Origin of the sequence: Xenorhabdus khoisanae, assembly GCF_001037465.1 — a bacterium.
In the GTDB taxonomy this organism is placed as follows: domain Bacteria; phylum Pseudomonadota; class Gammaproteobacteria; order Enterobacterales; family Enterobacteriaceae; genus Xenorhabdus; species Xenorhabdus khoisanae.
The window spans coordinates 1-12,926 of sequence record NZ_LFCV01000059.1 but is presented as its reverse complement, the minus strand read 5'-3'; the positions used below and the strand labels follow the sequence as shown (position 1 = coordinate 12,926).

At 44.6% G+C, this 12,926-nt stretch carries 10 protein-coding genes and 1 rRNA gene; 5 read left to right on the top strand and 6 right to left on the bottom strand.

Going from position 1 to position 12,926, the window contains the following annotated elements; all coding sequences use genetic code 11:
* The first annotated feature begins 290 nt into the window (after positions 1-290).
* From frdA to frdD, 4 genes are read left to right on the top strand one after another with little or no spacing between them, the layout of a single operon-like run.
* A complete protein-coding gene (gene frdA / locus AB204_RS09905; protein WP_047963218.1) occupies positions 291-2,087 on the top strand; it encodes a fumarate reductase (quinol) flavoprotein subunit in 1,797 nt (598 codons plus the stop codon).
* Positions 2,080-2,814 (top strand): succinate dehydrogenase/fumarate reductase iron-sulfur subunit, encoded by a 735-nt coding sequence (locus AB204_RS09900; protein ID WP_047963217.1) that lies wholly within the window; start codon positions 2,080-2,082, stop codon positions 2,812-2,814. Before frdA ends, AB204_RS09900 begins: the two co-directional genes overlap by 8 nt.
* Before the next feature lie 14 nt (positions 2,815-2,828).
* Positions 2,829-3,224: a fumarate reductase subunit FrdC gene (gene frdC, locus AB204_RS09895; RefSeq protein ID WP_047963216.1), complete on the top strand. Its 396-nt coding sequence runs from the start codon at positions 2,829-2,831 to the stop codon at positions 3,222-3,224.
* 16 nt (positions 3,225-3,240) lie between these two features.
* On the top strand, positions 3,241-3,594 hold the full coding sequence (gene frdD / locus AB204_RS09890; protein ID WP_047963215.1) for a fumarate reductase subunit FrdD: 354 nt from the start codon (positions 3,241-3,243) through the stop codon (positions 3,592-3,594).
* Between the two features lie 100 nt (positions 3,595-3,694).
* Here the strand turns inward: frdD and AB204_RS09885 are convergent, their stop codons facing one another.
* The 5 genes from AB204_RS09885 to AB204_RS09865 all read right to left on the bottom strand — a co-directional run bounded on the left by AB204_RS09885 (position 3,695) and on the right by AB204_RS09865 (position 11,517).
* Positions 3,695-5,809, bottom strand: a complete 2,115-nt coding sequence (locus tag AB204_RS09885; protein WP_235428063.1) for a TonB-dependent receptor domain-containing protein — start codon at positions 5,807-5,809, stop codon at positions 3,695-3,697.
* A 292-nt stretch (positions 5,810-6,101) separates the two neighbouring features.
* A complete protein-coding gene (locus AB204_RS09880; RefSeq protein WP_047963214.1) occupies positions 6,102-7,850 on the bottom strand; it encodes an acetyl/propionyl/methylcrotonyl-CoA carboxylase subunit alpha in 1,749 nt (582 codons plus the stop codon).
* Positions 7,847-9,445 (bottom strand): 5-oxoprolinase subunit B/C family protein, encoded by a 1,599-nt coding sequence (locus AB204_RS09875; RefSeq protein ID WP_047963213.1) that lies wholly within the window; start codon positions 9,443-9,445, stop codon positions 7,847-7,849. The genes AB204_RS09880 and AB204_RS09875 overlap by 4 nt, the downstream gene beginning before the upstream one ends.
* Positions 9,446-9,488: 43 nt before the next feature.
* Positions 9,489-10,256 (bottom strand): LamB/YcsF family protein, encoded by a 768-nt coding sequence (locus AB204_RS09870; protein WP_047963212.1) that lies wholly within the window; start codon positions 10,254-10,256, stop codon positions 9,489-9,491.
* A gap of 10 nt (positions 10,257-10,266) precedes the next feature.
* Entirely contained in the window at positions 10,267-11,517 is a 1,251-nt protein-coding gene (locus AB204_RS09865; RefSeq protein WP_047963211.1) for an NRAMP family divalent metal transporter, read from the bottom strand.
* A gap of 366 nt (positions 11,518-11,883) precedes the next feature.
* On the opposite strand from AB204_RS09865, the gene AB204_RS09860 reads away from it, so the two are divergent.
* The gene (locus AB204_RS09860; protein WP_047963210.1) at positions 11,884-12,549 is read left to right on the top strand and encodes a GntR family transcriptional regulator; all 666 of its coding nucleotides are present in this window, start codon (positions 11,884-11,886) and stop codon (positions 12,547-12,549) included.
* Between the two features lie 142 nt (positions 12,550-12,691).
* Here AB204_RS09860 and rrf read toward each other — a convergent pair.
* Positions 12,692-12,807 (bottom strand): 5S ribosomal RNA (gene rrf / locus AB204_RS09855).
* Positions 12,808-12,926 lie beyond the last annotated feature (119 nt).

Genomic DNA, 12,926 nt, shown 5'->3' with positions numbered 1-12,926 from the left:
ATATTTATCATTTATTTTTATATAAGCGCTTATTCATTTGTAGAAAATGTTGTCGATGGCTCAATCCGATTGAGCAAAAAACATGCGATAGATCACATTTTGTCAGCAAAATCCTGCAAAACCCGCATTCATATCAAATTTACTTTCTGGATAATTCGTTATAATTAAACCCTATAAAGAGTAATAGTTATCGCCCCTGACTCGTTAAGGTATAGAAAATTACCTTCAATACTTCGTTAAAAAAGAAAAATTGTTTCACTTGAACAATACTTGAACAATGGAGAAGCGCAGTGCAAACCATCAATGTCGACCTCGCAATTATCGGAGCCGGTGGTGCAGGGCTAAGAGCAGCCATTGCTGCTGCTGAAGCCAATCCTCAGCTCAAAATCGCCCTGATCTCAAAAGTGTATCCCATGCGCAGCCACACTGTGGCAGCAGAAGGTGGATCGGCCGCAGTCACTCAATCACATGATTCCTATGACTTTCACTTCAATGACACGGTATCCGGTGGTGACTGGCTGTGTGAACAAGATGTGGTTGAATATTTTGTCAAACATTGCCCGACCGAAATGATCCAACTGGAACAATGGGGTTGCCCGTGGAGCCGTAAGGAAGATGGTTCCATCAATGTTCGTCGTTTCGGAGGCATGAAAATTGAACGCACATGGTTTGCCGCTGATAAAACCGGTTTCCATATGCTCCATACCCTGTTCCAAACGTCCCTTAAGTACCCTCAAATCCAGCGCTTTGATGAACATTTTGTACTCGATACTCTGGTGGATGACGGACAGGTACGCGGTTTGGTTGCACTGAACATGATGGAAGGAACCAAAGTTCAGATCCGTGCTGATGCGGTCATTATGGCGACGGGCGGTGCGGGGCGCGTATACCGCTACAATACCAATGGCGGCATTGTTACCGGTGATGGAATGGGAATCGCATTCCGCCACGGCATTCCATTGCGCGATATGGAATTTGTGCAATATCACCCAACAGGTCTGCCCGGTTCCGGTATTCTGATGACCGAGGGCTGTCGTGGTGAAGGTGGCATTCTGGTGAACAAAGACGGCTATCGTTATCTGCAAGATTATGGTCTGGGGCCAGAGACACCACTGGGGCAACCTGAAAACAAATATATGGAATTAGGCCCACGTGACAAAGTGTCTCAGGCATTCTGGCATGAATGGCGGGCAGGGCGAACCATCGCCACGCCACGCGGTGATGTGGTGCATTTGGATTTGCGTCATTTGGGGGAGAAAAAACTGCTTGAACGCCTGCCATTTATTTGTGAGCTGGCGAAAGCCTATGTTGGCGTAGATCCTGTCAAAGAACCCATTCCCGTTCGTCCAACTGCGCATTACACGATGGGTGGGATCGAAACCAATCAGCAATGTGAAACCCGAATCAAAGGATTGTTTGCCATCGGCGAATGTTCTTCTGTTGGCTTACATGGCGCAAACCGCCTCGGTTCTAACTCTTTGGCAGAATTGGTTGTTTTTGGTCGCCTGGCAGGTGAAGAGGCAGTCAAACATATTCAGGGAGTCAGCCCCGCCAACGATAATGCACTGAATGCTCAGGCCCGTGATGTCGAGGATAAACTCAATAAGCTGCTAAACCAGAAAGGCGGTGAAAACTGGGCGAAAATCCGCGATGAAATGGGAACTTCAATGGAAGAAGGATGCGGTATTTACCGTACACCAGAGCTAATGCAGAAAACCATCGATAAAATTACTGAATTAAAAGAACGCTTCAAACATATCCAAATTAGCGATCGTTCCAGCGTATTCAATACGGATCTGCTCTATACCATCGAATTGGGATTCAGTTTAGATGTTGCTGAGTGTATGGCCCATTCCGCCATGAACCGCAAAGAGTCACGCGGTGCCCACCAGCGCCTTGATGAAGGTTGTACCGAACGTGACGATACCAATTTCCTGAAGCATACGTTGGCTTTCTATAACCCTGAAGGTGCCCCTCGTCTGGAATACAGTGGTGTGAAGATCACCAAATCTCAACCAGCTAAGCGTGTATATGGTGGCGAAGCGGCGGCACAAGAGAAAAAACAGAAGGAGCAGGCGAATGGCTGAGATGAACACGCTGAAAATGGAGGTCATGCGCTATAACCCGGAAATTGACAGTGAACCTCATTTTGTCATTTATGAAGTGCCTTACGATGAGCAAACCTCACTGCTGGATGCGCTGGGTTACATTAAAGATAATCTGGCTCCTGACCTCTCTTACCGCTGGTCTTGCCGCATGGCAATCTGCGGCTCCTGCGGCATGATGGTAAACCGCGTGCCAAAACTGGCCTGTAAAACGTTCCTGCGTGAGTACACACAAGGAATGAAAGTTGAAGCGCTGGGTAATTTCCCGATTGAACGGGATTTGGTTGTGGACATGACACACTTTATTGAGAGTCTGGAAGCGATCAAGCCCTATATCATCGGCAATAATCGTAAACCTGAGGATGGGCCGAACGTGCAGACACCGGCCCAAATGGCAAAATACCATCAATTTTCAGGTTGTATCAACTGTGGCCTGTGCTATGCCGCCTGCCCTCAATTTGGCCTGAATCCTGAATTCATCGGGCCTGCTGCGGTCACATTGGCACATCGTTACAACCTTGATAACCGCGATAATGGCAAGAAAGAGCGTATGCCACACATCAACAGCGACAACGGTGTCTGGTCTTGTACTTTTGTAGGCTACTGCTCTGAAGTTTGTCCGAAACATGTTGATCCGGCAGGTGCCATTCAGCAGAGCAAGGCAGAAAGTGCCAAAGATTTCATTATCTCTATGCTGAAACCACAATAAGGAAGGAGAGAATAATGACGACGAAACGTAAACCTTATGTGCGCGGTATGGAGGCGAATTGGTGGCGCAAACTCGGATTTTACCGTTTTTACATGCTGCGGGAAGGAACATCAGTTCCTGCCACTTGGTTCAGTTTACTGGTGCTTTATGGCCTGTTTGCCTTGAAAAACGGCCCGGAAAGCTGGGCGTATTTTGTCTCTTTCCTGCAACATCCGATCGTGTTGCTGATTAATATCATCACCCTGCTGGCGGCCTTGTTGCATACGAAAACCTGGTTTGAACTGGCTCCGAAGGCACTCAATCTCATCGTCAAAAATGAGAAAATGCCACCGGGGCCAATTGTCAAATTGCTATGGGCAACCACGATTATTGCGACTGCCGTGATTCTCGGCGTGGCATTACTTTTCTGACCCCAAGGAGGATCTGATGAATCAAGTACCTAAGCGTTCCGACGAACCGATTTTCTGGGGCTTATTTGGGGCCGGCGGGATGTGGAGCGCTATTGTTGGGCCGGCAATTATTCTGTTGCTGGGCATACTGATACCACTCGGTTGGGCACCAGAAGCGCTTTCTTATGAGCGTATCCTGACATTCTGCCAGAGTTTTATCGGTCGCATCTTTTTGCTGCTGATGATCAGCCTGCCGATCTGGTGCGGAATGCACCGTATTCACCACGGAATGCATGATCTGAAAATTCATGTCCCTGCCAGTAAATGGGTATTTTATGGTGCAGCGGCTATTTTGACCGTTGTCGCTTTGATTGGCGTTTTTACGCTGTAATTCTTATTACGATAATTGGAGAGCAATCTCAGGAAAAGTCTGCGGATAAACCGCAGACTTTTTACAAGGGATATTTTTGAATATCTTTAAGGCGTTTTCATCAGAACTTATAAGAAATTGTCGCCTTATATGTGCGGCCTTTCTCTTCTTGTCCTTGTGTAGTATTCAAATAGTAAGAATGTTCGTTGTAACGTTTATCAAAGATATTATCGATACCAAACTGGAGTTCTGCATTTTTCAGTACACCTGATTTTGGCGCCCAGGAAACATACATATTACTTACGCCATAGCCAGATTTATGTACATCGACAATAATGTCTTCTTTCTTATCGTTTCGGGTTTTACCTTTTGAGTTTTTTGACAGAACAAAGCGGGTATTCCAGCCAAGTTCAACGTCAGTTTGGTCAAATAAGTAACTACCACCAACAGTGATAGAGTCACCGACTGATGGCGTAAACTCTAATCCATTAGTAAATGCTTTGTTAATTAGTTCATTACCTTGAGTAATTTTGTTATCGGCCTTAGCGTAAGTCGTTTTTAAGGACAAATTACCCAGTTTATAGCCGGTCGCTAATTCAAACCCTTCCAGTCTGGCTTTCGGGATATTATGCAGTTCATTCTTAGCTAAAGTTGTAGACAGGTTTTTAAAATTCGTCTGGAATACTTTACCTGATACTACCAGCGAGTCATTGTCAGCAAAAACACCAGGATAAGAACCCGCCAAACCCGTTTCTAAGTTGTAACCGGTTGTGGCTTTCAGGTTATTACTATGGTTGCTTAATCCCATACCTAACTCTTTTCCTAACGGACCTCTGAAGAGTTCGGTATAGTTAGCAAATAATGTTGTAGACGCACCAAGCTCGTATTTCAATCCGAGTGCTTTTGAGAAATGAGAATAAGTTCGATCAAAAGATTCGTTTTGCTTATTAATAGCATGATATTTGTAGTGATCCCATCTGATGCCCGGTATGATATGGAAATCAGCGAGTTGAATATCATCCTCTAAATAAACAGATGATGCATTTCCTTTCTCTGTTTCTTTTTTGTATGCATTCTCTTTGACATCAGTGTATCCCATTCTGGTATCAAAATATTCATATCCATAGGTTAAAGCATGGGATAATTTCTGGGTATCAAAGCTAGAGGTATTACGAACCTTAATGCCTTGGGTTTTAACAAAACTATCGAACCCTTTCCCATTTCCACTTACAGATTTCATATGGGTAGAAGTTTGTTCCGTATGATAAGCGGATATTTTTAAATCAATAAGATCATTATCAACTGGCGCATACCCGTAAGTGATATTATGGGTATCGCGGTCAATGGCATACTTCGCTTTATTCCCGTTATTTATTCCAGGACTTATATCATTACCAAAATTTAACCTATGATTGGTTACTGCATCATTTTTATAATGTTCTTTAGATACATTAATATACTGCTCATCGGTCAGATTAAATTTAGCTTTTAATAAATAATTGAATAACTTTCCATCTGTCGGGATTGAATCTCTCCCTATATTATCTCTGCCAGATTTAGAGTCGTGCATATTGCGATGGGTAAAGTAACCTAATAAATCAACAACACCCAACCTGCCATAAGTCGCTAAAGATTGTTGGAATTCATCACCATTGCTGGAGTAATTTAATTTCCCTTTGGCACCAAATAATTGACCGGGTGCCAACAGATCGCCTGCATCAACAGTCTCAAATTTTAATGCGCCACCAATAGCACCAGTATCGTAGGTAATACTATTACTACCGACCTTGATATCAACCTGCTTTAACATTTCAGGATCGATGCCGTAACTTCCTGAATGGTGGAAGTGATATCCTTCTTGCCTTGCACCATCAATAGTCACGTTAATGAATTGATCATCCATCCCACGGATTTTGAAGCGTTGCCCTAAGGCACTAGGATGACCCGCTTGTACCCCTGGTACATTCTTTAAAATCTCGGCAACACTTTGTGCTTGTTTAACCTTGATTTCATTACGGCTGACTTTTCTCTCTTCTGGTGCACCTTGTGCATTATTGTCTGCAATAACAACAAGTGTATCGCCAGTACTAGGCGATTTTTTAATCGTGCTTTCAGCACTTGCAAATGCGTTGGTAGAAATAGCAACTGTCAGCATAGATGCGGACATCAGAGGAACACACAAGCCGCTTTTAGCCAAGCTGGCGTAAATTTTGGTAATTTGGGTAATTTTAGACATTTATTTTCAAACAAATATACTATTGAGAATCGTTATTATTTACATTTCTAATAGAAATGTAAATAACTTTCAAGGCCCGTTATTTCCAAAGAGGTTTGTCTGCGGTCTGAGCCCACTCCGAAAGTGGGCTTTATTTATTGAATAACATGAAGAATTTGATGGCGATAAAGTGCCTTATTGAGATCTTGTTTACTCCAATCAGTATAAATATTCATCACTATAGCGCCCCATAACCCAAAGGAGTGCAAATTTATACTAAATATATACCCGATTAATTTTTCTATGAATCTCACTACTCAATATTAGCCAGAACACTCTCTGCATCCTGATAATCCCCTGCTTGGGCACAGAATGTGATTTTTCCTGAACGATGAGCATTGATTTGTACTTCCATTTTCATGGCTTCCATAACTGCAATCACATCGCCTTCCTTAACTTGAGCACCTTCTTTAACCATCCAGGAATGCAGAATACCGGAAATAGGGGCTTTGACCTGACGGGGATCTTCCGGCAGTTTTTCCGTTATGGCAGACGGAGAAAATGGCTGTTCTCCTACAGGAGCTGAATGCACCAATCCCGCCAATAAGTCCGCTGGCAACCCCAGTTCATGCCTGCGGCCATCAATTTCAATAAACGTGCGGGTAATATTTTTATCCCCGATAGGAAGCTGCCGTAGCGAAGCCTCTAGTTCATTCACAAAATCAGTTTCAATCCAGCGAGTATGGACATTGAATTTATCACCAGAAACAAAATCAGGATGCTCCATCACCGCTTGATGGAAAGGTAAAACGGAGGCTACGCCACGGATCTTAAACTCTTTCAATGCCCGACGTGCCCGAACAATGGCTTGTTCTCGAGTCGCCCCTGTGACAATCAATTTTGCCATCAGTGAATCAAAAGTAGCAGGAATGGTTGAGCCATTCACCACACCAGAATCCAGACGAATACCGGGACCAGAAGGCGGAGTGAATTCAATGATCGTTCCCGATGTCGGTAAGAAGCCTTTTCCGGCATCTTCCGCATTAATGCGAAATTCAAATGAGTGTCCTCTTGGAACTGGTGTTTCCTGAATGCTCAACGGATGGCCTTCCGCCACTCGCAACTGTTCAATAACCAGATCGATACCTGTTGTTTCTTCTGTCACGGGATGCTCTACTTGTAAGCGAGTATTCACTTCTAAAAAAGAGAGCGTACCATCTGCACTTAACAAGAATTCTACTGTTCCAGCGCCAACATAATTGGCTTCCGCGCAAATGGCTTTTGCTGATTGATGAATACGTTCCCTTTGTTCTTGGCTCAGGAATGGTGCAGGCGCTTCTTCCACCAGCTTCTGGTTCCGGCGCTGCAAGGAGCAATCACGGGTGCCGAGGACAACAACATTGCCTTGTTTATCCGCAATCACCTGCGCTTCTATATGACGGGGTTTATCCAGAAATTGCTCAATAAAACATTCCCCTCGCCCAAATGCGGCTGTCGCTTCACGCACTGCTGAATGATAAAGTTCTGCCACTTCATCCATTCGCCAAGCCACTTTCAACCCGCGGCCACCCCCACCAAATGCCGCTTTAATAGCAATCGGCAAACCATGCTGTTCTGCAAAAGCGATAACTTCCTGAGCATCTTTGACTGGCTCTGAGGTTCCAACAACCAATGGCGCTCCCACTTTCTGGGCAATCTTACGCGCCTTGACCTTATCACCCAGCTCATCAATCGTTTCAGGGTTAGGCCCAATCCAAGTTAATCCTGCGTCTATCACTGCCCGGGCAAACTCCGCCCGTTCAGACAAGAAACCATAGCCCGGATGCACCATTGTTGCTCCCGACTGTTTCGCTACCGCCAGTAAGCGAGGAATATTCAGGTAAGTTTCTGTAGGGCTATTGCCGCCCAAAGCATAAGCTTCATCAGCCAATTGCACATGCTGTGCATTAATATCTGCGTCGGCATAGACGGCAATAGCTTGTACGCCATAATCATGGCAAGCACGGATAATACGGACTGCAATCTCACCACGGTTGGCAATCAGCACTTTTTTAGCGTTCATAGCAAATCTTTACTCCCTTGGATTTCATGGAATTGGCTGATGGGGTTAAATCGGATTTTGGCGTTGACGGGGATCTGACCGGCGAGATCAAGGTGATAATCGGCCACTAAAGCAATCACCGGATAACCGCCTGTCAGTGGGTGATCAGCCAAGAACAATACGGGTTGCCCACTGGCGGGAATTTGAATCGCTCCCGCACATGTGCCTTCACTGGGGAGTTCTTGCTGTTGAACGCGTGATAGTGAGCACTCACCATTTAATCGCAGGCCAATTCGATTAGATTGAGGGGTAACCTGCCAAGTCTGCTTACTCAATAATTCAATGGCCTCTTGCGTAAACCAATCCGTACGAGGACCAAGTATGATATCTAATACGATGACCTCATTTTTATCTGGCATGTTAAAAGCCGGCGTTTCAGAAAAAGATACCGCTGCACAGTGGGATGTTTCCCCGATTGCCAATTTATCAGACACTTTCAACGGCGCAGGCCCAATATTGGACAACGTATCAAATGAATGGCTGGATAAGACAGCAGAAACAGTAAAACTTCCCCTCACTGCCAAATAAGAACGCATACCAGCCGTAGGCATACCTAACGAAATTTCATCACCATCGTTTAAATCAATCGGTTGGTAAGTATTCACATTGAATCTCTCACCCGATGGCGTTTTTATCTCTATCGGACATGAAGCTCCCGTAATCGCAATCAGCATCTGCCCATGAACGATGGCCTTAAACCCACCCTGCGCTATCTCCAGACAGGCTTGATCGGAGGAATTACCAACAACACGATTTGCACAACGCAGAGCGCTTTTATCCATTGCTCCGGATTCTGAGATCCCTAATCCTGATTGTCCAACACGTCCCAAATCTTGAAACAAGGTTTGCAAGCCCACAGACAAAATTTCCAAATGGCGGTCAGTCTTTGGCATAGAAACCGTATTTTTAATAGCAGCTTCCGGCAAACTGACCGTTGCAGGGGTGTGCCCAACATCCCGGAAGTTAACGCGATAACCCGGTTGCAATAAGGCGGGAGAAGAACGGGAAAGGTCCCACATACGTTCGGTTGTAATACCGATAATCTGCCACCCACCGGGGCTTGCCTGCGGATAAACACTGCTGAATTCCCCCGCCAGTGCAACAGCACCGGCAGGAATGCGTGTTCTAGGCGTGTTACGACGAGGAATATTCCACTGCGAAGTCTCTGATACCATATAAGCAAAACCAGGAGCGAACCCTGTAAAAGCCACGGTATATTCATTTTCCGTATGTTGGCGGATAACGTCCGAAACAGTAATTCCCAGAATTTCAGCAACTGTCGCGAGATCATCACCATTATAATGCACCGGGATTTCTATCTGTTTTCCCGTTGCATGACCACGTGCCCGCAAATCGCGGCTACTGATTTCAGTCACCAATTGTTGAACTGATATTTTTGCCGGCCGAAAACGGATCAGCAACGTTCTCGCCGCCGGAATAATTTCTTCAACCCCCAGAACAGGGACAATATTCAGTGAATCAAGCAGCGCCAATGTTTCTGCCAGTCCACTCAGTTCAACCATGATGGTATTGAAATTAACAGGTAAAAAACGCAAGACTATCTCCCTAAATCATTAACCATGCCAGCGCGATCTATATTTATGGAAGAATAAATGATCGGATGGTAATGCCTGACTGCTGCAAAACGGTTCTGACCTGTTTTGCCATCTCTACCGCGCCGGGGCTATCACCATGTACGCAAATAGAATCCGCTTGAATAGGTGTAAATTTGCCATCAATCGATTCAACACCGCCTTCTGTCACCAGTTGCAACATACGTTGGGCAACAAGATCCGCATCATGCAGAACAGAACCCGCTTCACGGCGGGAGACCAATTCACCCTGTGAGGTATAAGCACGATCAGCAAATGCTTCTGCGACGGTTTTTAATCCTCTTTCCTGAGCTAATTTGAGAACGTTTGATCCCGCTAAGCCCACCAACGCCAGATTAGAATCAATCGCCAAAATACCTTCAATAACTGCAATTGCTTGGTATTTGTCATTTGCGATTGTGTTATAAAGCGCACCATGGGGTTTGATATAACTCACCTTTGTACCTACCGCCGCAGCCAATCCTTGCAAAGCGCCAATCTGGTAAATAACATCAGCAGTAAGTTCATGGCTGGCAAGATCCATTTTACGCCGCCCAAAACCAACCAAATCGGGGTAAGAAACATGGGCACCTATCGCGACATTATTTTCCTGTGCGGATTTCAAGGTCTGCAAAATCCCTACCGGATCACCCGCATGAAAACCACAGGCAACATTGGCACTACTGACAATTCCCAAGATTTCTTTATCGTTCCCCATGTGCCATTGACCAAAACTTTCACCGAGATCACTGTTTAAATCGATTGTTTTTATCATGATGATTCCCTTAAGCTGATTTCAAAAACTCAAAGATTGAATCGATGGACATGGCCCCCATGTACCATGTCAACACACAAGTCATCGCGCCCGACCACAGTAACCAGCGTGGGTACACATACCCCGCCATCAAATCAGCACGTTTCCAGCCAACATAAACAAAGATGGTCAAACCGAGAGGAAGAATAAGCCCATTGAAGCCACCTGCGAAAACCAGCAAAGCGGCTGGCGGTGTTCCTATTAATAGATAAATCGCCAGCGATACGGCAATAAACAATAAAGTCGCAATATTGCGCTGGCGCTCAGTAAATTGTTTTCGAAATACACTGCAAAAAGAAATGGAAGTATAAGCAGCACCGATAATACTCGTAATGGATGCGGCCCAAATAATTAAACCAAAAATACGTAAACCAAATTCTCCAGCGGCTGCCTGAAAAGCTTGTGAGGCCGGATCTGCCGTTTCACTTGCAACATCAAGTGTCACGCCACTGGCAACCACACCCAATATGGCAAGAAACAACAGGTATCGCATTAAACCAACCACCAAAATCCCTTTGGTTGCTGCACTGGAAACAACTTTAATGTTTTCGATGCCTACCGCGCCTTTATCCAGTAAACGATGTGCTCCGGCATAACAAATGTAACCACCAACCGTTCCGCCAACAATGGTCGTTATCGTCGCAAAATTGATTTCATCAGGCAGTACCGTCTGTCGCAAAGCTTCTCCCACTGGTGGATTGGAGACTATCGCAACAAATAATGTCATGCCTATCATGATCATCCCTAAGATCACAATAATACGATCAATGGCGACGCCTGCCTTACGGGAAGTAAAAATATAAATCGCCATCAAGGCACTGAATAACCCACCCCATTTGGGATCCAGCCCCATCAAAGCATTAAGCCCTAATCCAGCTCCCGCAATATTACCGACGTTAAACACCAATCCACCAAAAATCACCAAGATAGCCAGTAAATAGCCACTTCCCGGAATAGCCGCATTCGCAATATCAGCAGATTGCATTCTGGTTAATGTGACAATTCGCCAAATGTTTTGCTGTACAACAAAATCAATCAGGATGGAGGCCAAAATACCAAAAGCAAAAGCTGCCCCCATCGTCGCAGTAAATGTAGCTGTTTGGGTGATAAACCCTGGCCCAATCGCTGATGTCGCCATCAGAAAAATTGCTGCAATCAAAGACGAACGTCGATTCGATACAAAATTTTCCATTTCTTGGTTTGTTGTCTCCTGCATAGCCATAAGCTATTTTCCCCTGTCATCGTTATTGTATTTATTATTTTCTAAGCAATATCCATACCATTGTGGAACTAAATAAGCGAATTGTTTAATAACAGCAAATATATTGTTGAACAATAAATAAGATCTGCTGAGGAAATAAGCAAACAGAATCGTGTTATCAATTGCAGAAATCCAATAGAGATCACTTTATTAACATTTACTGTTGAATTTATTATCGAAACGCACATTTCAGGTGCAAAACACACCATACAATTGCCCTATATTGGTTCAATGACGATAACTTGCTGGTTATCAGGGAATATGTGAAGATTCTCCCTTATTCGCTTCGAAGGTATTTGATATCAGCAACTGATCTAATGGATAACTATGAAAAAAGACCATTCGCCCCAAATTCTGAGTAAAAGAATCGCCGAAACGATAAGAAATAAGCTGGTTATTGGGGAGTTATTACCGGGACAACGGCTATCAGAGGCTGCACTGAGTGAACAACTTGAGATTTCACGAAATACGTTACGTGAAGTGTTTCGCCTTCTCACCCAAGAAGGGTTGCTGAAACATGAACCTAACCGTGGTGTGTTTGTTGCAATTCCCGATATTGCATCAATTATTGATATTTATCGAATTCGGCAATTGATTGAATGTCAGGCTCTGGCTCAGGCTTATCCAATGCATCCCAGCGTTGCAAAAATGAAACAAGCCGTTGAAATAGCTCAGCAATGTCGTGAAAAACAAGACTGGGTTGGCGCAGGAACGGAAAATATGCGCTTTCATACCGCAATTGTGGAATTAACTGACAGTGAAAGGTTAATCGCTTTCTATCGCAATATCTCCGCAGAACTTCGTCTGGCTTTTGGCATCTTGAACGATCCTGAACTTTTGTATGCGCCCTATATCGATAAAAATGCCCATATTTTGGAACTGTTTAATGCCGGGCAGAATGATCTCGCGGCTAATAAAATGAAAGAATATTTAGAATTATCGGAAAGGACGATACTTGCTGCTTATACGCGTAAAAACAGCCAAGGATCATAAATGGGTTAATGCAGAAATATAGAAGGAAAATAGAAGGAAAATAGAAGGAAAATAGAAGGAAAATTATGTCAGGCACTGAAATAATTTCCCAAAAACGCAAAAAAGCCATCCGGTTAAGGATGGCTTTTCTGACGTATTGAATGTCTGGCAGTGCCCTACTCTCACATGGGGAGACCCCACACTACCATCGGCGCTACGGCGTTTCACTGCTGAGTTCGGCATGGGGTCAGGTGGGACCACCGCGCTATTGCCGCCAGACAAATCCTGTATTCAATCCCGAACAAGCTGCTGTCTGTAGTTGAAACTGTTGCTCTCGCACGCCCAAAACACCTTCGGTGTTGTCAGGTTAAGCCGCACGGTTCATTAGTACTGGTTAG